Below are 20,375 nucleotides of genomic sequence, written 5' to 3'. Positions count from 1 at the left end.
CTGCCGTAAACAACAAGTTCTTCATTTCTATTCTCATGTCTTGAGTGCCCCGAGCCTCGTGCGTCTTAACAACGTGCACGCAGATTGCTGTAACTGCACTGCAACATTGGTGCTGGAAGAAATGCGTGAACCAAACGCCGCGTCAGGTTGCGGCGTTGCAGATCTCTCCAACTGCTTGGCATGCCCCTTCGCTTGCGAGCGTAGATCGGCGCGGTGTGCTGCCTGTCGCGCACCAGAGAGCTTGGCGGCATCGCTCCACCTCGCGGCACTACTAGCGTGTTAGGTCGACGGGGCGCTCGGTAAGTGCGTGTTCCAGCCGATCGTGATCACCGTTTCCAGCGGATCGTGATCGCTATTTTAGCGATTGCGATCGGGGTAACCAGGAGGCGCGCACCGCTGACACTCTGCAACCCGGCTACCTTGGTCTTTTGCCTAACTCCGACTGCTTCAGCTATTCGTGGTTCTGCGAACGCTACAAGGAATGGGCCGGCCCCCTCAAGCCCACCCCGGCGCCAGGTCGCCGGCGAGAAGCTGTTCGTCGACTATTCCGGCCACGAGCTGGTTGACGGAGTACGATACACGCCAGTCCTGCTCTGGCTCCGCGGATGAAACCGTCAATGCAGGAGCGATCGGTTGGGCTTTCGGTCAGGCGGCGCCGATGGAGCAACGAACCCGGAAACTCTCACGCAAACAACCGCACACGTTCTTCATGTGGGGTCAGTGGTGTGAGGTCCGCGATAGGATCTCCCGAATTTCAGGCTCATAAGTGGCGCGGTTTTCGCCCATGGCACAAGTACGGGTCTCATTAGGTTTGTGGGCACGTCCGCTCCGCGGACGGGCTCTATGAGCCAGCTGCCGAGCCATGCTGTCTCGGCCCTTCGGGTGACGATGCCTCGCGCAAGACATAAAGTGCTCCTCGTCGGGGCACTCGGAAAACGGGCTCGCCTGTGGCGAGCGTTATTACTGCCCCGTTCCCGCGTGCCGCTCAAACACCGGTGTGGTCGTGGCACTCGTCCCGCATGCCCCTTCGGGCCGCTATGCTCGCGGCGGGGCTGACATTTCTCTCGAGGCGAGCTAGGTGAACACTGAAGCTGATCCCGAAGGCGCTGCGGCTCGCCATCAAAGGGACGTAGAAAAATCTACGCTTGTTCACGCTATCGCCCTCCAGCGCCCCAACGAAATCAAGCAGTTGGTATCCTGTTGCGATATCGTCAAACCAGAGTTTTCCGGCATCGTCTATCACGCCAACTATTTGCGCTTCATGGAGCGCGGACGGACCAATCATCTGCGGCTGATGGGCGCCGAGCAGCAGGCATTGTTCGAGCAGGCCGAGGCGGAAGACACAAGCTTCGCCTTCGTGGTGCGCTCGATGCATCTGGATTTCCTCAAGCCTGCCCGGATGGACGACGTGCTCGATGTCGTGACTTGGCCGGTCGCGGTAAAGGGCGCCTCGATCATGCTGGCGCAGGAGGTGCGGCGCGGGGAAAACGTGCTGGTCAAAGCCGAGGTACGCGTCGCCTTCATCAGCGGCGGCCGCGCCCAGCCGATCCCGAAATCGATCCGCGCCTTGATGAAGGCTGATCTGATTTCGTGATCGGGCGATAGCGGGCGGCCCCTCGACTCCCCCGCGCGCGGCGATAGATTGCACTCCCGCCAACCGATGAGGTCCTCATGTCGCGCCCGCCGCTTCCGCCCTTTACCCGTGAGACCGCAGCGCAAAAGGCCCGCATGGCCGAGGATGCCTGGAATTCGCGCGACCCGGTGCGCGTCTCGCTCGCCTATACCGAGGACAGCCGCTGGCGCAATCGCTCCGAAATGTTTCAGGGGCGTGAAGCCATCGTCGCATTCCTCACCCGCAAATGGGAGAAGGAGCACGACTACCGCCTGATCAAGGACCTCTGGGCGTTCGACGAAAACCGCATCGCCGTGCGCTTCCAGTACGAATGGCACGATGCGAGCGGCCAGTGGTATCGCTCCTACGGCAACGAGCAGTGGGAGTTCGACGAGCACGGCCTGATGCGGCGGCGCGAAGCGTCGATCAACGACGTGGTGATTACGGAGAAGGACCGGCGGTTTCACTGGCCGGCACCGGGGCCGAGGCCGGCGGATGTGGCGGGGTTGGGAACCGATCCGTTCTGAGATTTCAAGCCTCATGGTGAGGAGCCGCGAAGCGGCGTCTCGAACCATGCGGGCCCCCGTTGCTGTAGCGGGGCCTCGATCCTTCGAGACGCGCGCAAATGGCGCGCTCCTCAGGATGAGGAGATGGGCCTGCGCGCCAGAAATCTCGTAATCGCCCCACCAAGCTTGGCGTGGTCCATCGGCTCCGCCAGCGACTCCTTCGCCGTGGCAACGACGGCGTCCGGCGCCTTGCCGTCGCGCAGCTCGCAGCACACTTGCGCAAACTCCACGTCGAACTCCGGATGCGGCTGCACGGTGAGCGTCGCGCCGTTGGCGTAGAGCAGGCGGGGTGAATTCGGAGGAGAGGATCGTCAGCGCATCGTTGGGCGGCTCGATCACCTGGTCCTGATGCGAGCAGGCGATGGCGACCGCTTCGCCGTCGACGACGCCGTTGTCCGGCAGCACCTGATAGACGTGCCGGCCGATGCCCCAGCCCTTCTCCGACTTGCGTACGGTGCCGCCGAGCGCCTGCGCGATCAGCTGATGACCGAAGCAGATGCCGACCATCGGTGTCCTGCTGGCGTAGGCCGTGCGCACGAAATCTTCCAGCGGCGCGATCCAGTCGAGCCCGTCATAGACGCCGGCGGCGGCGCCGGTGATCAGCACCGCCTCCAAATTGCGCGGATCGGGCAGCGCATCGCCGCTCGGGATGCTAACGATGTCGATCGTGGCTGTCGGATCCTCAGCGCGGACCATGCGCTTGAACATGTCGGGGAACGAACCGTGGCGCTCGCGATATTTCTGTGGGACCTGCCCGGTCTCGATGATAGTGATGCGTGCCATGCGCCCTCTGGTAAAGCTCAAGCTTGGTCGCTTTCTGACCCATGTTGCTGGTGTGGCGCTGTGCGCTCCAGCAGCACACTCTCTTTCCGGACCTCGTTGAGAAACGCCTTGGCCAGGCGCGACAGCGGCTCGGCTTCCGACCATAGCATATAGGCCACCGCGTGCGTCGTCGGCGCGAACGGCCGCACGACGAGGCCGGTCCCGCCGTTCTGCCGCGGCGAGAAGGGATCGACCACAGCGGCGCCGACGCCGGCGGCGGCGAGCACGCAGGCCGTGTTGCAGTAGCGCACCTCGACGGTCGGCTGGAACGGCGCGCCGGCGCGTGCGAAACTGTCGCGCACGGCCTCACCAAGCCGCGTGCCGCGCTCGAGCCCGATGAAGGGCAGGCCGGACAGGTCCGCGGCCGAGATCACGGGCCGGTCGGAGAGCGGGTGCTGCGGCGGCAGCACGCACACCATCTCGCCGGTGTGCACCACCTCATGGGCTATGCCCGGATGATGTGTCAGCCCGAGCGCGAAACCGAGCTCGGCGACGCGGTTGAGCACGCCTTCGATGATGCCCTCGTAGCGCCGCACGTCGAAGAACACCCGCGTCTCCGGGCGGCGGCGCAGGAAGGCTGACAGTGCCGAAGGGATGATGCTGTAGGCGAGCGGCGGCGTCGCGACCAGCGCGAGATGCCCGGAGCGGTTCTCGCGCAGATCGCGCACGCGGTTCTCGAGCTTTGCGTGCAGCGCGAAGATCGCCTCGCTCTCCTTGTAGAGCGCCATCGCTTCCGTGGTCGGAAACAGCCGGTTGTTGACGCGTTCGAACAGCGCAAAACCCGCCTGCGCCTCCATCGTCTTCAGCGCGTTGCTGACGGCGGGCTGCGACAGCGCCAGTTCGTCAGCGGCCGCAACCGTGGTGCGGTGGCGGATGACGGCGCGGAGAATCTCGAGCTGACGCAGGTTCATATCACTGCCGATTATACTCTGGGCCAAAACATCATAGCAGAACGAATTGATTTTGCAGCCCCGCTTCCGCGTAATGGCAGCGGATTTGCACGTCGCATCAAAGGGTTCATCCGCCCATTGAGGCGGCACTGCGCACAGATTGGAGGCAATCTTGGTTCGTGTCCTTCGCGCCGCCGCCGCACAGATGGGGCCGACGCAAAAAGCCGATACACGCGAGCATACGCTGTCGCGGATGCTCGCGCTGCTGGAGGAGGCGGCCGGCCGCGGCGCCAGCCTCGTGGTGTTTCCCGAGCTTGCCTTCACGACCTTCTTTCCGCGCTGGCTGCTCGAAGGCGAGGCGCTCGACCATTATTTCGAACGCGGCATGCCGAACCCGAACGTCGCCGCCTTGTTCGACCGTGCGCGTGCGCTGCGCGTCGGCTTCTATGTCGGCTATGCCGAGCTGACGCCGGATGGACGGCGCTACAATTGCGCCATCCTGGTTGACCGCGATGGCGAGCTGCTCGGCCGCTATCGCAAGGTGCATCTGCCGGGCTCGGTCGAGCCGCGACAAGGTGCGCGCTACCAGCAGCTCGAGAAACGCTATTTCGAATATGGCGATCTCGGCTTTCCGGCCTTCCGCTCCGGCTCGGCCTGGGCCCACGCCATCATGGGCATGATGATCTGCAACGATCGCCGCTGGCCGGAATCCTGGCGCGTGCTTGGCCTGCAGGGCGTCGAGCTCGTCTGCATCGGCTACAATTCGGCGGCCTATGATCCCAATGGCGGCAGCACGGAAGATGCCTCCTTGCGGACCTTCCACTCTACGCTGGTAACGCAGGCCAACGCCTACATGAACGCAACCTGGGCGATCTCGGTGGCGAAGGCGGGCGAGGAGGACGGCTCCGGGCTGATCGGCGGCTCCTGCATCGTCGATCCCAATGGCCGCATCGTGGCGCAGGCCGCAACGCTGACTGACGAGGTGATCGTCGCCGACATCGATCTCGACCTCTGCCGCCAGGGCAAGGACAAGATGTTCAACTTCGCCGCGCACCGGCGGCCGGAACAATACAGGGTAATCACCGAACGCGCCGGCGTCATCGAACCCGCGGTTCTCGACGCGGACTGACAGGATGTTCCAACAACGTTGGCAAAGGAGCCGATATGACGCGCCTCTCGTATTTCCTCGGCATCGCAGCGCTGGCGGCCGCGACGTCCGCGCAGGCGGCGGAGCTTCCGGCCGAGATCAAGCAGGCGGGCGCGTTGAAGCTCACGGTCAACTCCACTTACGCGCCGATGGAATATCGCGATCCCGCGACCAATGAGCTCGTCGGGCTCGACGTCGATCTGGCGAACGAGCTCGCCAAGCGCCTCGGCGTGAAGATCGTCTGGAGCGAGACGCCGTTCGCCGAATTGATCCCGTCGCTTCAGACCAAGCGCGCCGATTTCATCATCTCCGGCATCTCCGATCGCGCCTCGCGGCGCGAGACCGCAGATTTCGTCGATTATCTCGGGACCGGCCCACAGTTCTTCGTGATGGCGGAGAACGAAGCCAAAGCTGCGACCGATCTCTGCGGCAAGAAGGTCGGGACCACCCGCAGCACCAGCTTCCCGGTCGAGATCGAGAAGTGGAGCAAGCAGAATTGCGAGCCGGCCGGCAAGCCGGCGATCCAGTACGTGCCGGGCGAGAACTCGATCGACGTCCGCAACCAGCTCAAGCAGGGCCGCATCGACGCCGCCGTACAAGGCAGCGAGACGCTGCCTTATGCGCAGACGCAGGAGCCCGGCAAATACCGCGTGATCGGCGAGCCCTTTGCCAAAGGATATCAAGGCATCATGTTCCGCAAGGACGATGCGGCCCTGCGTGAGGTGGTGACCGAGAAGCTCACCGCGATGATCGCCGACGGCTCCTACAAGGCTGTCCTCGACAAATGGGGTCTCGGCGCCAACGCGGTCGCCCAGCCCATGCTGAACGCGGCGGCGCAATGATGCCGACACCGGCACTCGCGGAGGGTTTTCCCGATCTGTCGGGGATGCGGATCGCGCGCAAGCCGCATTGGTTTCGCTGGCTCAGCGCAGCGCTGATCGTTGCTGTGCTCGCATTGATCGTTCGCGCCTTCGCGGGCGGCCAGATCGAATGGTCGTATGTTAGCCGCTTCCTGACCGTCAAGGTCATTCTGGAAGGCATCGTCAACACCATGGTGATGGCGGTTCTGGCAATGGCGCTCGGCATCTTCCTCGGCGTGGTCGTCGCGATCATGCGGCTGTCGCCCAATCCGGTGCTGAAGACCGTCGCCGCCGGCTACACCTGGTTATTCCGCGGTACGCCGCTGATCCTGCAACTGCTGCTGTGGTTCAATCTCGCGCTGGTGTTTCCGACCATCGGCATTCCCGGCCTGTGGAGCGCGCGCGCCGTCGACGTCATGACGCCGTTCCTTGCCGCGCTGCTCGGGCTTGGCATCAACCAGGGTGCCTATACCTCCGAAGTGATGCGCGCCGGCATGCTGTCGGTCGATATCGGGCAATATGAGGCGGCGCAGGCGATCGGCATGGGACGCTTGCGTGCGCTGCGCCGGATCGTGCTGCCGCAGGCGATGCGAGTGGTGATCCCGCCGCTCGGCAATGAGTTCATCGGCATGGTGAAGGCGACCTCGCTCGCCAGCGTCATCCAGTATCCGGAGTTGCTGCACAACGCCGAAAACATCTACTACGCCAATTCGCGCGTGATCGAACTCCTGATCGTGGCCGGGCTCTGGTACCTGCTCGTCGTCTCGGTCCTGACGCCGCTCCAGATGCTGCTCGAACGCCGTTTTGCGCGCGGCACGTTGCGGCTCGCGCGATGACAAAACCCCTCGTCGCGATCCGCTCCGTCAGCAAGAGTTTTGGCGAGTTTCAGGCTCTCAAAAGTGTCTCGCTCGACATCCGGCCCGGCGAGGTGATGTGTCTGATCGGCGCCTCCGGCTCGGGCAAGACCACGCTGCTCCGCTGCATCAACCAGCTCGCCGCGATCGACAGTGGCGGCATCTGGCTCGACGGCGAGCTCTTGGGCGTGCGGGAGCAGGGCGGCCGGCTGCATCGGCTCAGCGAACGCGAGATCGGGCGGCAGCGGCTGAAGACCGGCATGGTGTTCCAGCGCTTCAACCTGTTTCCACACAAGACCGCGCTCGAAAACATCACCGAAGGTCCGCTCCAAGTCCAGAGCCGAAAATCCGACGAGGTGCGTGCGGAGGCGATCGAGCTGCTGCGGCGCGTCGGATTGTCGGCCAAAGCGGACTCGTATCCCGCCCAGCTCTCCGGCGGCCAGCAGCAGCGCGTCGCGATTGCCCGCGCGCTTGCCATGAAGCCGATGCTGATGCTGTTCGACGAGCCGACCAGCGCGCTCGATCCCGAGCTCGTCGGCGAGGTCTTGGCGGTCATGAAGGAGCTGGCGCGAAGCGGCATGACCATGATGGTCGTGACGCACGAACTCGGCTTCGCACGCGAGGTCGCCGACTGCGTCGTCTACATGGACCAGGGCGCGATCATCGAGCAGGGGCGCGCATCCGATGTCTTGGGCGCGCCGCGCGAGGAGCGCACCAGGGCATTTCTTTCGGCAGTGATCTGAAATGGGGACGTGTTGATGAAGAGACTTTTGGTAGCTGTGGCGCTGTTCGGTGCCATGAGTGTCTCGGCGATGGCCATCGAGCTGCCGGCGGAGATCGCCAAGCGCGGCAGCATCAAGGTGGCGGTGGTGCCGAACTATCCGCCGATGGAGTTCCGCGATCCCGCCACCAACGCGCTGTCGGGCTTCGATATCGACCTCGGCGAGGCGCTCGGGCGCAAGCTTGGCGTCAAGATCGAATGGACCGAGACCAGCTTTGCCGAGTTCATGCCGTCGATCTCGACCGGACGGGTGGACGCCATCCTGTCCGGCTTCACGGACTATGCCAGCCGGCACGAAATCGCGTCCTTCGTCGATTATCTTCGCAGCGGTCCGCAGTTCTTCGTGCAGCAGTCGCGCAAAGCGGAGTTCAAGGACGCAGCCGCGCTCTGCGGCAAGAAGGTCGGCGCCAGCCGCCGTACCAAATTTCCGGCCGAGATCGCGGCCTGGAGCGAGAAGAACTGCGGCAGCGCTCCGATCGACTTCGTCGGCACCGACGGCTCGGCCGATGCCCGCACCCAGCTCAAGCAGGGCCGCATCGACGCCGCCGTGCAGGGAAACGAAACGCTGCCTTACATCATGGATCTCGAGCCCGGCGCGTATGCACCGGTCGGCACGCCCATCTCGCAGCAATTCACCGGCATTGCCCTCCCAGTGAAGGAAAAGGCTCTTCAGCAGGCCATGCTGGAGGCAGTCGACGCGCTGATTGCCGACGGCACCTACAAGACCCTGCTCGCCAAGTGGAAACTGACCGACAACGCACTCGAAAAGGCGACCATCAATGCTGGACAGTAAGGCACTCCAGAGCATTCCGCTCACCCCGGCCAACACGGCGGATCCCGCGCCGGAATACCCCTGGCCGAAGCCGTACAAATCGGCGATGTTCCTGTCGTTCGACGTGGACGCGGAGAGCGCCTGGACCAGCAAGGACGCGGTACATGCGCAGCGGCTCATCACCATGAGCTATGGCGGCTATGAGGCGCGCGTCGGCACGCCGAAACTCCTGGAGCTGCTCGACCAGCTCGATCTCAAGGCGACCTTCTTCGTTACGGGATGGTCGGTCGACGCGCATCCGGCAATGGCGGAATCCATCCTCAAGGCCGGTCACGAGATCGGCCATCACGGCTATCATCACTTGCTGCCTGATCCCGGCGATCCCTGGATCGAGGAGGAGTTGGAACGCGGCTTCGAGGCGCTGAAGCGCCGGCTCGGTGTCAGGCCGACCGGCTATCGCGCGCCTTACGGCGAGTTCACCGAGGAGCTGCGCGTCGCGCTGGTGCGTCATGGCATCGTCTACACGTCCTCCTTCCGTGATGACGTTCGGCCCTATCGCCATCGCCTTGCCGACGGCAAGCCCGGCACGATCGAGCTGCCGGTCACGGCGAGCTATGACGACTGGATGCACGGGCTCTCCGCGCGCTTCAGCCCGCGCTCGATCTTCCCCAAGGAACATGTGCTCTCGATCTGGAAGGACGAGCTCGACGAAACCAGAGACTGGGGCGCGATGGTGACGACGGTGCTGCATCCGCAATGCAGCGGCCGTCCGATGCGGCTGCGCCTGCTGCGCGAATTCCTGACCTACGCAAAGTCGTGCCCCGACGTCTGGATCACGACCGGCGAGAAGATCGCGGAAAATTTTCTGCGCCACGAGGCCAGCAACCGCTAGGCAAAGCCATGACCCGTCGTCGCATCCTTGTCATCAACCCCAACTCCTCCGCGTCGGTGACGGCGGCGATCGACGACGCGGTCGCGCCGCTGCGCATCGCCGGTGGGCCCGACATCGAGGTGGTTGGCCTTGCCGAGGGGCCACCGGGCATCAGCTCGCAGCGCGATGCCGACAGCGCCGTGATGCCACTGGTCAACCGCGTGTCGCGCGACAATGCGGATGCGTTCGTGCTCGCCTGCTTCAGCGATCCCGGCCTGCATGCGGTGCGTGAAGCCGCCGGCGGTCGCCCGGTGATGGGCATCGCCGAGTGCGGCATCTTTCGCGCGCTGATGCTGGGCGAACGTTTCGGAATCATCGCGCTGTCGCCATCGAGCATTCGCCGCCAGCAGCGGATGGTGCGGGTGATGGGCGTCGATAGCCGTTATGCCGGAAGCTGGTCGGTCGGCGCGAGCGCGGCGGAGACGGCAGGCGCGGACATCCGGGGACGGTTGATCGAAGCCGGCCGCGCGCTGGTCACCCAATGCCGCGCCGATGTCGTGGTGATGGGCTGCGCCGGCATGGCCTCGCATCGCGCAGCGATTGCGGATGCCATCGGCGTTCCCGTGGTCGAGCCGGCGCAGCAGGCGGTCGCGGCCGCGATCGGTGCCGTCTTGCTCAACGGATGAGACGCGAGTGATGAGGTCTTGCTTTTCTGACACCGTTCTGGCCGCGCACTGGCTGCAACCTCTCCCGCTTGCGGGAGAGGTCGCGCCGAAGGCGCGGGTGAGGGCTCTCTCCTCTTGGGGGTCCTCGCCTGCGGAGGCACCCTCTCCCCAGCCCTCCCCCGCAAGCGGGGGAGGGGGCGCACCGACGCTGCGGCTGGACATCGCGTCACACAGGAGCCACCCGTAATGCCTATCTCTCGCCGCTCGCTCCTTAGGGCCGCAGCCGCTGTGCCGGCCCTGTCATTCCCGGGCATCGTCCGCGCCGAATCCCAGACCACGCTGCGCTTCATTCCCGTGATCGACCTCGCCTTCGTCGACCCCATCTATTCCACGGCACAAGTGTCGCGAAACCACGGCTTCATGGTCTACGACACGCTCTATGGCATGAGCTCCTCCCTGCAAGTCTCGCCGCAGATGCTGTCGGGCCACGCCATCTCCGGTGACCAACTCCAGTGGGATCTGACGTTGCGCGACGGCCTGTTCTGGCACGACGGCGAGCGCGTGCTTGCGCGGGACTGCGTTGCCAGCATTCGCCGCTGGGCCGCGCGCGACGGCTTTGGCGGTGAGCTGATGGAGGCGACCGACGAGTTGTCGGCCGCTGACGACCGCACCATCCGCTTCCGCCTCAAGCGTCCATTCCCGCTGCTGCCGCAGGCGCTCGGCAAGGCCGCGATCAACGCGTGCTTCATGATGCCGGAGCGGCTCGCGAGTCAGGACCCGTTCAAGCCGCTGACCGAAGTGATCGGCAGCGGCCCGTTCCGCTATCTCGCCGACGAGCGCGTGCAGGGTGCGCGCAACGCCTATGCCAGGTTCGAGCGCTATCAGCCGCGCACGGATGGCAAGCCGGATTGGACCGCGGGCCCGAAGATCGTGCATTACGATCGGGTGGTCTGGACCACCACGCCCGATGCCGGCACCGGCGTCGCTGCGTTGCAGACCGGCGAGCAGGACTGGCAGGAGACCACGCCGCACGACCTGCTGCCGATCATCAAGGCTGCCGGCGACATCGAAACGCGCATCCTCGATCCCCGGGGTTATGCCTGTATGCTGCGCCTCAATCATCTTCAGCCGCCGTTCGACAACCCTGCCGTTCGCCGCGCGCTCCTGGGGGCGATCGATCAATCCGCCTTCATGACCGCGGTGGCCGGTACCGACCCGAACTTTCAGGTCTCCCCGATCGGCTATTTCGCGCCGAATACGCCGATGGCGAGCGAGGTTGGCCTCGACGTGTTCCGCGGCCCGCGTGACTACGCCAAGGTGAAGGCCGACCTCAAGGCCGCGGGGTATAATGGCGAGAAGATCGTGGTGCTCGTCCCCACCAACTCACTGGCGCAGAAGCCGCTCGGCGAGATCGCCGTCGATTCCTTGCGCAAGGCCGGCATGAAGGTGGAATATGCCGGACTTGATTTCGCCGTGGTGTTGCAGCGCCAGCTCAAGAAGGACCCGATCGGGCAGGGCGGCTGGAGCGCCGCGGTCGGCAACTGGCAGGGCATCGACTGGCTCAATCCGGCCGGCAACACCAACATCCGCGGCGAGGGCAAGGTCGCCGGCTGGTATGCGAGCGAGAAGATGGCCGGCCTGCGCAGCCAATGGCTCGCGGCCTCGGAGCTCGCCGAGCAGCAGCGCATCTGCCGCGAGATCCAGGCGGTGGCTTTCCAGGAAATCCCCTATATTCCGATCGGCCTGTACAAGCAGCCGACTGCCTATCGAAAAGCTATCACCGGCATTCTCGACGGCACCGCCGTGTTTTGGAACGTGCGCCCCGCATGAGCACCTCAGCAATTTTCGGCAGCTATGTGCTGTCACGCAAGGACGGCGCGCAGGACGTGTTGCGCGACCGCTGGGTCCTGATCGAAGGCAAGACCATCGCCGCGGTCACGCGCGACAAGCCGCAGGCTGACGAGGTGCATGACCGCCCCGGCCGCTTCGTGCTGCCGGGCCTGTTGAACTTGCACAATCACTGCTTCTCGGAAGCGGTGGCGCGCAGCCACACCGAGGACGGCAATGGCCGCAAGAACAACCAGAGCATCGTCTACACGGTGCTGCTGCCGCTGACCAAGCGCGGCGCCGATATCTTGTCGGCGGAAGAGCGTATGGCGGTCGCGCGGCTCGGCATTCTTCAACTCCTGAAGGGCGGCGCCACCACGGTGATGGAGCCGTTCCGCAACTCGATTCCGGAGATGTTCGACGCGGCAGAAGAGATGGGCATCCGCTTCTACGGTGCGCCCTATCTGTTTTCGACCTCGGACGCCAAGGCCGGCCCCGATGGCGTCGTGCACTATTCCGGTGATGACGGCACCGCCGACATGGCGACTTGGGATGCGCTCTACCAACGCTGGAACAATCGCGGCGACGGTCGCATCGGCCTTGCGATGAGCCCACACGCCACCGACACCTGCGGCCCCGATCTCTTGAAAGCCTGCGCCACGCGGGCGCGCGAGCTTGGGGTGCCCATCACGACCCATATGGCGCAGAGTCGCGCCGAGGTTGAAACGATCGGCAAACGCTATGGCGGCCGCACGCCGGCGCAATATCTCGACTGGCTGGGCCTGCTGGCGCCCGATCTGATGGCGGCGCACTGCATGTTCAGCACCGACGACGATCTCAAGCTGATGGCCGCGCGCGGTATGACGGTGCTCAACTGCCCGCGCGTGTTCGCGCGCGCCGGCGTCACCGCCGCGTTCAGCCGGTTTGCGGAACACGGCGTTCGCACCGTGGTCGGAACCGATGGCTACAACATGGACCTGCTCGGCGAACTCAATGCCGCGTCGTTGATCTCCAAGATCACCTCAGCGCGGGCCGATGTCGCGAACTCACCCGAATTGATCGAGGCGAACACGGCAATCGCCGCCGATGTCATCAATCGGCCTGACCTCGGCCGCATCGAGCCCGGCGCGACCGCCGACCTCACGATCGTCGATCTCACCCATCCGCATCTTCAACCGCTGTTTGACCCGCGCCGCGCGCTGATCGCGCTCGCCAATCGCGCCAATATCGATCAGGTCATGGTCGACGGCCGCATGCTGATCGACGCCGGCCGCTATCTTGGCGCCGACGAGGCGGCGATCACAGCTGCCGGGACCGCTGCGATCGGCAAGATCTGGGACCTGCCGGAGGCACAGGCCGCGTTTAACGGCTGAGCGTTCTCCTGGGAGCCACGAAGAAGGTGCGCTCCCTCTCCCGCTTGCGGGAGAGGGCAGGGGAGAGGGCTCTCTCCATACTGGGAAACTCCCGATCAGGAGAGAGCCCCAACCCGGCGCTTCGCGCCGACCTCCCCCGCAAGCGGGAGAGGTTGCAGCGAGCCCGTGGCGAAATCGCTTCAACCCAAACGCGTTCTAATCCTCGAACTCCGCCAGCGCCTTGCGCATGGTTTCGACCAGATCCAGCGCCACCGGCGAGGGGCTGCGCTGCGCCGGAAAGACCGCCGAGAATTCGAAGTCGATGCGCGGCAGGAAGCGGCGCACGACGACGCCGCGGGTGGAAAATTCCTGCGCGGTGAAAGGATCGCAGATCGCAACGCCGAGCCCCGACGACACCATGCCGCACATGATCTCCGACAGCGTGGTCTCGACCCTGAGCACGCGGCGGACATCGTGGCGATGGAAGACCTGGTCGACGAGATGCCGGCTCGACGAGCCCGCTGACAACGAGATGAACGTCTCGCCCTCGAAATCGCGCGGTTGCAAAACTTCCTTTTCCGCGAGGCGGTGACCGGTGGGCAGCACTGCAACGCGCGCCGGCGCCGGCAGCTTCTGGCTCGGAAGGCCCGAATGCGCGATCGGCACCTCGGCAAAGCCGACGTCACACTGATTGTTCAGTACCCAGTCGACCACGATCGGCGAGATCACGCCGAAGAAAGCGAGGTTGAGGTTCGGCCGCTCCTTCAGGAAGTGCCCGGTGAGCCGCGGCAAATAGCCATTGGACAATGCTGGAAGTGCCGCGATCCGCAGCGAGCCGGTGCGGCGGCCGCGGATTTCTTCGGCTGCCGCGGTGATGCGTTCGAGGCCGACGAAGGAGCGCTCGACTTCGGTGTAGAGCGCCATGGCCGCAGCGGTCGGCACGAGGCCGGTGCCGCGCCGTTCGAACAGCTCCATCTTCAACAGCGCCTGGAGGTCGCGCAGCAACCGGGAGACCGCCGGCTGCGTCACGGTCATCAGCGCCGCCGCCTCAGTCACGCTGCCGGTCAGCATCGTCGCCCGGAAGGCCTCCACCTGCCGCGAATTGATCCGCGCCATCCTGATTTCCATTCATAACATTTGGGCATGCAGAGGCTGCCATTATTCATTGGACGATGGAAGCCAGAGTTTGCGATCTTTTTCATCAGAGCTGGAGACGGCCCGCTTTTTCGGCAGATTGGAGGGGTTCAAACCTCCGGATCGCGCCAAAACCCGTCGAACAGGGGCCGGAGCCCTGGTCGGACGCGGGATTCGCGCGGAAGGAAATGCGGAAGGTTCAGCCAACGAGACACGTCGGCACGTCACCTCATCCCGGTATGGAGATCGGACCACATGAAGACTTTTCGCCTTCTGACAGCGGTCAGCATCGCGACTCTCATCGCCGCCCCGTCGGTCGCCACGGCCCAGCAAAAGACGCTCTACGTCGCCGGCTATGGCGGCTCGTTCGAGAAGACCATCCGCGACGAGGTGATCCCGGCCTTCGAGAAGGAGAACGGCGTCAAGGTCGAGTACGTGGCCGGCAATTCCACCGACACGCTGGCCAAGCTCCAGGCGCAGAAGGGCAACCAGCAGATCGATGTCGCCATCGTTGACGACGGCCCGATGTACCAGGCGATCCAGCTCGGCTTCTGCGGCAAGCTCGAGGGCTTGCCGGCCGATCTCTATGACACCGCCCGCTTCAAGGACGATCGCGCGGTCGCAATCGGCATCGTCGCCACCGGCCTGATGTATAACACCAAGGTGTTTGCAGAGAAGGGCTGGGCGCCGCCGACCTCCTGGAACGATTTGAAAGACACGAAATACGCCAAGCAGCTCGTGATTCCGCCGATCAACAACACCTATGGCCTCGAAGCGCTGGTGATGCTGTCGAAGATGAATGGCGGCGGCGAGTCCAATGTCGATTCCGGCTTCAAGATCTTCAAGGAGCAGATCAATGCGAACGTGCTCGCTTATGAGCCGTCGCCGGGCAAGATGACCGAGCTGTTTCAGTCCGGCCAGGCCGTGATCGCGGTGTGGGGCACGGGCCGCGTGCAGAGCTTTGCCAATACCGGCTTCCCCGTAGACTTCGTCTATCCGAAGGAGGGGGCCGCGACGCTGCTGACCACCGCCTGTCCGATCACCAAGCCGAACGCCTCGCCGCTTGCGTCCAGCTTCGTCAAGATGCTGCTCGAACCCAAGATCCAGCTCGTGATGCTGAAGGACTACGGCTACGGCCCGGTGCTGAAATCGCTGATCATCCCGCCCGAGCTCGGCAAGATGGCGCCGATCGGCGAGCGCGCCGCAAAGCTGTACAATCCGGATTGGACCGTCATCAACGAGAAGCGCGAGGAATGGACCAAGCGCTGGAATCGCGAGGTCGAACGCTGATCGGTCATACCGGAGACAGTGCGATGGCCTATCTCGAGCTCGAAGGGGTCGCCAAGCAATTCGGAGCGCAGACTGTCGTCGACGACTTCAGTCTCGCCGTCGGGAAGGGGGAGTTCGTCTCCTTTCTCGGCCCCTCCGGCTGCGGCAAGACCACGACCCTGCAGATGATCGCGGGCTTTCTTGATCCGACGCGCGGCACGATCCGCCTGGAGGGCAAGGACCTGACCGCGATCCATCCGGCCAAACGCGGGCTCGGCATCGTGTTCCAGAGCTACGCGCTGTTTCCACACATGACCGCGGCCGAGAATGTCGCCTTCGGCCTCGAGATGCGCAACGTACCGCGTGGCGAACGGACCGAGCGCGTCCGCGCCGCGCTCGCGATGGTCGGGCTTGCCGGCTATGAGGATCGTCACCCGCGCCGCATGTCCGGCGGCCAGCAGCAGCGGGTGGCGCTGGCGCGCGCGCTGGTGATCAAGCCGAGCGTATTGCTGCTCGACGAGCCGCTATCCAATCTCGATGCCAAGCTGCGCGAGGAGATGCAGATCGAGCTGCGCCAGATCCAGCGCACCATCGGCACCACCACGATCCTCGTCACCCACGACCAGAACGAGGCGATGTCGCTGTCCGACCGTATCGTGGTGATGAGCCAGGGCCGGATCGAGCAGATCGGCACGCCGCAGGAGACCTATGAGAAGCCGGCCTCGGCCTTCGTCTCGCAGTTTTTGGGCAAGACCAACGACTTTGCCGCGACGATAGATCGGGCGAGTGCGCCTGCGCGATTGATCGCCGGCTCGTGGAGTGCGCCTGCGCCTGCCGGGCGCAATGGTCCCGTCACCATCAGCATTCGCCCCGAGCGGATCGACTTTGGCGACGCAGGCCTCAGTGCAAAGATCGTCACGCGCATCTTCCAGGGCAATCACTGGCTGTTCCAGTGCGAGAGCGAATGTGGCCCGGCGACCGTGATCCGCCAGAATGACGGCCGGTCGCAGCCGGCCGAAGGCGAGGCAGTTCACCTCACCTGGCGGCCGGAGGACATGGGCGTGAGGGGCGTCGCATGAGCGCTTCCGCCGAGGAACGAAACGCACGCACGCCCTGGGCGCTGACCGCGCCCGCTTTGATGCTGTTCATCGGCGTGCTCCTGATTCCGCTCGCAATGACTGTGATGCTGTCGTTCCACGATTGGGGCCAGTATAAGGGCATCGAGCCGGTCTTCATCCTCAAGAACTGGCACGAGATCGCAACCGATCCCTATTACGCCGAGATGTTCGGGCGGACGTTTCGCATCGCGATCCTGACCACGCTGCTCACCGCGCTGCTCGGTGCACCCGAAGCCTACATCCTCAATCGCATGGGCGGACGCTGGAAGAGCGTTTTCCTGCTGGTCATCCTGGGGCCGCTGCTGATTTCCGTGGTGGCGCGGACGCTCGGCTGGGCGCTGCTGTTCGGCGGTAACAACGGGCTGGTCAACAAGCTGTTGATGTCGGCCGGGCTGATCCGCGCGCCCATCCCCTTCATGTTCACTGAAACCGGGATGGTGGTCGCGCTTGCGCACGTGATGATGCCGTTCATGGTGCTGTCGGTGTGGGCGGCTCTGCAGCGTCTCGACCCGCAGATCGAGAATGCCGCGTTGTCGCTCGGCGCCGGCCCTGTGACCATAATCCGCCGCATCATCATGCCGCAGATCATGCCGGGCGTACTGTCAGGGGCGATCATCGTGTTCTCGCTCTCGGCCAGTGCGTTTGCGACGCCCGCCATCATTGGCGGCCGCCGGCTCAAGGTCGCGGCGACGCTCGCCTATGACGAGTTCCTCAACACGCTGAACTGGCCGCTGGGTGCGGCGGTCGCCACGCTGCTGCTGGCCGCGCTGGTCTTAATCGTCGTCGGCAGCAACGCACTGATCGAGCGTCGTTACGCGGAGGTGTTCCGATGAGCCGGAACGGCCCGCTTGCGCTGATCTTCCACATCGTCTTCGTCATCGTCATGGTGGCACCGATCCTCGTCGTCTGCCTCGTCGCGTTCACGCCAGAAGGCTTCCTGTCGCTGCCGACCAACGGCTTTTCGTTGCGCTGGTTCAGGGCGATCGCCAACTATCCCGAATTCGTCCATGCTTTCTGGGTCAGCCTTGGCCTTGGCGCATTATCGTCGTTCGTCGCGCTATTATTCGCGGTACCGGCGGCGCTCGCGATCGCGCGCTATCGGTTCCGCGGTCGAGATGCGCTCGCGGCCCTCTTTCTCTCGCCGCTGATGATCCCGCATATCGTGCTCGGCATCGCCTTCCTGCGCTTCTTCACGTCGGCGGGCCTCGGCGGCAGCTTTGCCGCGCTGATCATCGCGCATGTCATCATCGTGTTTCCGTTCGCGCTGCGGCTGACGCTTGCGGCGGCGACCGGCATGGATTTGTCGGTCGAGATGGCGGCGGTCTCGCTCGGTGCCGGCGGCTGGACGCTGTTCCGCCGCGTGACGCTGCCGTTGATCCTGCCCGGCGTCATCAGCGGCTGGGCACTCGCCTTCATCCAGTCCTTCGACGATCTCACCATGACCGTCTTCCTCGCGGCACCCGGCACCGAAACATTGCCGGTGCGCATGTTTCTGTACATCCAGGACAACATCGATCCGCTGGTGACGTCGGTCTCGGCCTGCGTGATCGCGATCACCATGACCGCCCTTATTCTGCTCGACCGCTTCTACGGGCTCGACCGCGTGCTCGCCGGCAAGGGCGATACAGGGCGATAGGAGAATCCATGCGAACAGATTACGACGTCGCCGTCGTCGGCGGCGGATTGCTCGGCTCCGCGATTGCGTGGGGCCTGGGAAGGCTCGGCAAGAAGGTGGCCGTGCTCGACGAAGGCGACATCACAAAGCGTGCTTCGCGCGCGAATTTTGCGCTGGTCTGGGTACAGAGCAAAGGGCTTGGCATGCCGGCCTATACCGTTTGGACGGTGCAGGCGTCGCAGGCGTGGAGCCGGCTCGCGTCCGAGCTGAAGCAGCAGACCGGCCTGGATGTCTCTCTTCAGCAGAATGGCGGATTTCATCTCACGCTCGGCGAGGACGAATTCGGCCAGCGCGCTGAGCTGGTCAAGCGCATGCACAACCAGACGGGCGCCGCCGACTACAAGATGGAGATGCTCTCCGCCTCCGAAGTGAAGAAGTCACTGCCGCTGATCGGCCCCGAAGTTTCCGGCGGAAGCTATTGCCCGCTTGACGGTCACGTCAATTCGCTGCGGACCTTTCGTGCGTTCCACACCGGCTTTAGGGCATTCGGCATCGACTATTTTCCGGAGCGTCCGGTCTCGGCGATCAGCAAGAGTGGCGACGAATTCCGCCTGACGACGCCGCAGGGCGAACTCCGTGCCGCCAAGATCGTGCTCGCCGCCGGCAATGCCAACCAGACGCTGGCGCCGATGGTCGGTCTCTACGCCCCGATGGGCCCGACCCGTGGCCAGATCGTAGTGACCGAACGCACCATGCCGTTCCTGCCGCATCCGCTGACAACGATCCGTCAGACCGACGAGGGCACGGTGATGATCGGCGACAGCAAAGAAGACGAGCTCGACGATCGCACGCTGAAGCACTCGATCAGCGCCGTGATGACCGATCGTGCCCAGCGCATGTTCCCGCATCTCGCGCGGCTCAACGTGGTCAGGAGCTGGGCCGGCATTCGCGTCATGCCGCAGGACGGCTTTCCGATCTACGACCAGTCGGAGACGCATCCCGGCGCTTTCGTTGCCTGCTGCCATTCCGGCGTGACGCTCGCCTCCAACCACGCCTTCGAGATCGCACGCATGGTTGCGCAGGGCGCGCTCGAGCCCGAGCTGGTCGGCGCGTTTTCAGCCAGTCGGTTTAGCGCCGCCGGTGCTGCGAACAACAGCGGCTACTAGCGACATTGAAGGAACCAAGATGTTCAAACGATCCGAACAGGACAAGCGGCCGCCAGTGCAGATCTTCGTCGACGGCGTTGCCGTCGCGGCGCGGCAGGGCGATACCGTCTCCGCAGCGCTACTGGCTTCGAACTGCGATGCCCGCCGTTCGACCGCGGTGAGCGGTGCGCCGCGTCTGCCCTATTGCATGATGGGCGTGTGCTTCGACTGCCTCGTCACCATCGACGGCGTCGGCAACCGCCAGGGCTGCCTTGTGTCCGTCGCCGAGGGCATGCAGGTCGAGATCCAGAAGGGCAAGCGGGAGATCGGAAAATGACTGTGGCTCCCAAGCGCGAAGACTACGATGTGGTGGTGGTCGGCGCCGGGCCTGCCGGCCTCGCCGCCGCCGCGACATCCGCCGAAGCCGGCCTGTCGACGTTGCTGCTCGACGAGAATATCGGCCCCGGCGGCCAGGTGTTTCGTGCCATCGCCTCGACGCCCGTGACCGACCGCAAACAGCTCGGTGAGGACTATTGGGTCGGTTCCGATCTCGTGCAGGCGCTGCGCGCAGGCAACGCCGAGGTCATTCACCGCGCCACGGTCTGGAGCCTCGACCGCAACCTCGAGATCGCGGTCTCGATCGGCGGCGCCTCGGCCTTCGTCAAGGCGAAACGCGTGATCCTCGCGACCGGCGCGCTGGAGCGGCCATTCCCGATTCCCGGCTGGACGCTGCCGGGCGTGATGACCGCGGGCGCCGCGCAGACGATGTTGAAATCATCGGCCCTGGTGCCGGATGGCCGTACGGTGATCGCAGGACAGGGGCCGCTGCTCTGGCTCCTCGCCGCGCAGATATTGCGTCTCGGCGGCCGCATCGATCGCATTCTCGACACCACCGAGCGCGGCAATTATTTCGCGGCTCTTCCCCACGCCTTCGCTTTCCTGACGTCGCCCTATTTCGCCAAGGGCCTGTCAATGATGCGCGAGGTGAAGGCGAAGGTGCAGGTCGTCTCCGGCGTCACCGAGCTTTCGGCATCTGGCGACGGCCAGCTCGCGAGCGTGAGCTATGTCGCCGGCG

At 64.6% G+C, this 20,375-nt stretch carries 20 protein-coding genes and 1 pseudogene; 18 read left to right on the top strand and 3 right to left on the bottom strand.

Features of this window, described 5'->3' with window-relative positions; translation table 11 throughout:
- The first annotated feature begins 1,189 nt into the window (after positions 1–1,189).
- Both AC0L3A_RS37090 and AC0L3A_RS37085 read left to right on the top strand, forming a co-directional pair.
- Positions 1,190–1,594 (top strand): YbgC/FadM family acyl-CoA thioesterase, encoded by a 405-nt coding sequence (locus AC0L3A_RS37090; protein WP_473256265.1) that lies wholly within the window; start codon positions 1,190–1,192, stop codon positions 1,592–1,594.
- A gap of 77 nt (positions 1,595–1,671) precedes the next feature.
- Complete coding sequence (locus tag AC0L3A_RS37085) at positions 1,672–2,139, top strand: nuclear transport factor 2 family protein (RefSeq protein ID WP_007596408.1); 468 nt, start codon at positions 1,672–1,674, stop codon at positions 2,137–2,139.
- Positions 2,140–2,249: 110 nt separating this feature from the next.
- Here the strand turns inward: AC0L3A_RS37085 and AC0L3A_RS37080 are convergent.
- Both AC0L3A_RS37080 and AC0L3A_RS37075 read right to left on the bottom strand, forming a co-directional pair.
- Positions 2,250–2,961 (bottom strand): annotated as a pseudogene (locus tag AC0L3A_RS37080) (type 1 glutamine amidotransferase).
- A 17-nt stretch (positions 2,962–2,978) separates the two neighbouring features.
- Positions 2,979–3,911, bottom strand: a complete 933-nt coding sequence (locus AC0L3A_RS37075) for a LysR family transcriptional regulator (RefSeq protein ID WP_007596406.1) — start codon at positions 3,909–3,911, stop codon at positions 2,979–2,981.
- A gap of 151 nt (positions 3,912–4,062) precedes the next feature.
- Here AC0L3A_RS37075 and AC0L3A_RS37070 point away from each other — a divergent pair, with 151 nt between their 5' ends.
- From AC0L3A_RS37070 to AC0L3A_RS37030, 9 genes are all read left to right on the top strand, one after another.
- On the top strand, positions 4,063–5,019 hold the full coding sequence (locus AC0L3A_RS37070; protein ID WP_007596405.1) for an N-carbamoyl-D-amino-acid hydrolase: 957 nt from the start codon (positions 4,063–4,065) through the stop codon (positions 5,017–5,019).
- Positions 5,020–5,054: 35 nt separating this feature from the next.
- On the top strand, positions 5,055–5,879 hold the full coding sequence (locus AC0L3A_RS37065) for an ABC transporter substrate-binding protein (protein ID WP_473256264.1): 825 nt from the start codon (positions 5,055–5,057) through the stop codon (positions 5,877–5,879).
- Positions 5,876–6,733, top strand: coding sequence for an amino acid ABC transporter permease (locus AC0L3A_RS37060; RefSeq protein ID WP_473256263.1), 858 nt, complete (start codon positions 5,876–5,878; stop codon positions 6,731–6,733). The genes AC0L3A_RS37065 and AC0L3A_RS37060 overlap by 4 nt, the downstream gene beginning before the upstream one ends.
- A complete protein-coding gene (locus tag AC0L3A_RS37055) occupies positions 6,730–7,494 on the top strand; it encodes an amino acid ABC transporter ATP-binding protein (RefSeq protein WP_473256262.1) in 765 nt (254 codons plus the stop codon). The genes AC0L3A_RS37060 and AC0L3A_RS37055 overlap by 4 nt, the downstream gene beginning before the upstream one ends.
- Positions 7,495–7,509: 15 nt before the next feature.
- Positions 7,510–8,325, top strand: coding sequence for an ABC transporter substrate-binding protein (locus AC0L3A_RS37050; protein WP_473256261.1), 816 nt, complete (start codon positions 7,510–7,512; stop codon positions 8,323–8,325).
- A complete protein-coding gene (locus AC0L3A_RS37045; RefSeq protein WP_473256260.1) occupies positions 8,312–9,196 on the top strand; it encodes a polysaccharide deacetylase family protein in 885 nt (294 codons plus the stop codon). Before AC0L3A_RS37050 ends, AC0L3A_RS37045 begins: the two co-directional genes overlap by 14 nt.
- Positions 9,197–9,204: 8 nt before the next feature.
- Positions 9,205–9,861 (top strand): aspartate/glutamate racemase family protein, encoded by a 657-nt coding sequence (locus AC0L3A_RS37040; RefSeq protein WP_473256259.1) that lies wholly within the window; start codon positions 9,205–9,207, stop codon positions 9,859–9,861.
- Positions 9,862–10,086: 225 nt separating this feature from the next.
- Positions 10,087–11,670, top strand: coding sequence for an ABC transporter substrate-binding protein (locus AC0L3A_RS37035; protein ID WP_473256258.1), 1,584 nt, complete (start codon positions 10,087–10,089; stop codon positions 11,668–11,670).
- Complete coding sequence (locus tag AC0L3A_RS37030; protein ID WP_473256257.1) at positions 11,667–13,040, top strand: amidohydrolase family protein; 1,374 nt, start codon at positions 11,667–11,669, stop codon at positions 13,038–13,040. The genes AC0L3A_RS37035 and AC0L3A_RS37030 overlap by 4 nt, the downstream gene beginning before the upstream one ends.
- 195 nt (positions 13,041–13,235) lie before the next feature.
- Here the strand turns inward: AC0L3A_RS37030 and AC0L3A_RS37025 are convergent, their stop codons facing one another.
- The gene (locus AC0L3A_RS37025; protein WP_007596387.1) at positions 13,236–14,135 is read right to left on the bottom strand and encodes a LysR substrate-binding domain-containing protein; all 900 of its coding nucleotides are present in this window, start codon (positions 14,133–14,135) and stop codon (positions 13,236–13,238) included.
- A gap of 273 nt (positions 14,136–14,408) precedes the next feature.
- Between AC0L3A_RS37025 and AC0L3A_RS37020 the strand changes: the two genes are divergently transcribed.
- The 7 genes from AC0L3A_RS37020 to AC0L3A_RS36990 all read left to right on the top strand — a co-directional run.
- Positions 14,409–15,443: an ABC transporter substrate-binding protein gene (locus AC0L3A_RS37020; protein WP_007596385.1), complete on the top strand. Its 1,035-nt coding sequence runs from the start codon at positions 14,409–14,411 to the stop codon at positions 15,441–15,443.
- 23 nt (positions 15,444–15,466) lie between these two features.
- Positions 15,467–16,501, top strand: coding sequence for an ABC transporter ATP-binding protein (locus AC0L3A_RS37015; RefSeq protein ID WP_007596383.1), 1,035 nt, complete (start codon positions 15,467–15,469; stop codon positions 16,499–16,501).
- Positions 16,498–17,373 carry an ABC transporter permease gene (locus AC0L3A_RS37010; RefSeq protein ID WP_007596382.1) on the top strand — a complete coding sequence of 292 codons (876 nt, stop codon included), beginning with the start codon at positions 16,498–16,500 and terminating at the stop codon, positions 17,371–17,373. Before AC0L3A_RS37015 ends, AC0L3A_RS37010 begins: the two co-directional genes overlap by 4 nt.
- Positions 17,370–18,176: an ABC transporter permease gene (locus AC0L3A_RS37005; RefSeq protein ID WP_007596380.1), complete on the top strand. Its 807-nt coding sequence runs from the start codon at positions 17,370–17,372 to the stop codon at positions 18,174–18,176. Before AC0L3A_RS37010 ends, AC0L3A_RS37005 begins: the two co-directional genes overlap by 4 nt.
- 8 nt (positions 18,177–18,184) lie before the next feature.
- Positions 18,185–19,321, top strand: a complete 1,137-nt coding sequence (locus AC0L3A_RS37000) for an NAD(P)/FAD-dependent oxidoreductase (RefSeq protein WP_007596378.1) — start codon at positions 18,185–18,187, stop codon at positions 19,319–19,321.
- A gap of 19 nt (positions 19,322–19,340) precedes the next feature.
- Positions 19,341–19,637 (top strand): (2Fe-2S)-binding protein, encoded by a 297-nt coding sequence (locus tag AC0L3A_RS36995; protein WP_473256256.1) that lies wholly within the window; start codon positions 19,341–19,343, stop codon positions 19,635–19,637.
- The coding region (locus tag AC0L3A_RS36990; protein ID WP_473256255.1) for an FAD-dependent oxidoreductase at positions 19,634–20,375 on the top strand (742 nt) is incomplete at its 3' end. The genes AC0L3A_RS36995 and AC0L3A_RS36990, both read left to right, overlap by 4 nt.

It is taken from the genome of Bradyrhizobium sp. MI1.3 (assembly GCF_055811695.1).
Note: the sequence above shows the minus strand (reverse complement) of the source record. Positions and strands in the feature narration are given on the sequence as shown.

What these genes read in the sequence shown, in the direction of transcription:
- AC0L3A_RS37085 (WP_007596408.1), top strand. Translation starts at nt 1,672, where the DNA reads ATGTCGCGCCCGCCGCTTCCGCCCTTTACCCGTGAGACCGCAGCGCAA.
- AC0L3A_RS37075 (WP_007596406.1), bottom strand. Translation starts at nt 3,911, where the DNA reads ATGAACCTGCGTCAGCTCGAGATTCTCCGCGCCGTCATCCGCCACCGC.
- AC0L3A_RS37065 (WP_473256264.1), top strand. Translation starts at nt 5,055, where the DNA reads ATGACGCGCCTCTCGTATTTCCTCGGCATCGCAGCGCTGGCGGCCGCG.
- AC0L3A_RS37060 (WP_473256263.1), top strand. Translation starts at nt 5,876, where the DNA reads ATGATGCCGACACCGGCACTCGCGGAGGGTTTTCCCGATCTGTCGGGG.
- AC0L3A_RS37055 (WP_473256262.1), top strand. Translation starts at nt 6,730, where the DNA reads ATGACAAAACCCCTCGTCGCGATCCGCTCCGTCAGCAAGAGTTTTGGC.
- AC0L3A_RS37050 (WP_473256261.1), top strand. Translation starts at nt 7,510, where the DNA reads ATGAAGAGACTTTTGGTAGCTGTGGCGCTGTTCGGTGCCATGAGTGTC.
- AC0L3A_RS37045 (WP_473256260.1), top strand. Translation starts at nt 8,312, where the DNA reads ATGCTGGACAGTAAGGCACTCCAGAGCATTCCGCTCACCCCGGCCAAC.
- AC0L3A_RS37040 (WP_473256259.1), top strand. Translation starts at nt 9,205, where the DNA reads ATGACCCGTCGTCGCATCCTTGTCATCAACCCCAACTCCTCCGCGTCG.
- AC0L3A_RS37035 (WP_473256258.1), top strand. Translation starts at nt 10,087, where the DNA reads ATGCCTATCTCTCGCCGCTCGCTCCTTAGGGCCGCAGCCGCTGTGCCG.
- AC0L3A_RS37030 (WP_473256257.1), top strand. Translation starts at nt 11,667, where the DNA reads ATGAGCACCTCAGCAATTTTCGGCAGCTATGTGCTGTCACGCAAGGAC.
- AC0L3A_RS37025 (WP_007596387.1), bottom strand. Translation starts at nt 14,135, where the DNA reads ATGGCGCGGATCAATTCGCGGCAGGTGGAGGCCTTCCGGGCGACGATG.
- AC0L3A_RS37020 (WP_007596385.1), top strand. Translation starts at nt 14,409, where the DNA reads ATGAAGACTTTTCGCCTTCTGACAGCGGTCAGCATCGCGACTCTCATC.
- AC0L3A_RS37015 (WP_007596383.1), top strand. Translation starts at nt 15,467, where the DNA reads ATGGCCTATCTCGAGCTCGAAGGGGTCGCCAAGCAATTCGGAGCGCAG.
- AC0L3A_RS37010 (WP_007596382.1), top strand. Translation starts at nt 16,498, where the DNA reads ATGAGCGCTTCCGCCGAGGAACGAAACGCACGCACGCCCTGGGCGCTG.
- AC0L3A_RS37005 (WP_007596380.1), top strand. Translation starts at nt 17,370, where the DNA reads ATGAGCCGGAACGGCCCGCTTGCGCTGATCTTCCACATCGTCTTCGTC.
- AC0L3A_RS37000 (WP_007596378.1), top strand. Translation starts at nt 18,185, where the DNA reads ATGCGAACAGATTACGACGTCGCCGTCGTCGGCGGCGGATTGCTCGGC.
- AC0L3A_RS36995 (WP_473256256.1), top strand. Translation starts at nt 19,341, where the DNA reads ATGTTCAAACGATCCGAACAGGACAAGCGGCCGCCAGTGCAGATCTTC.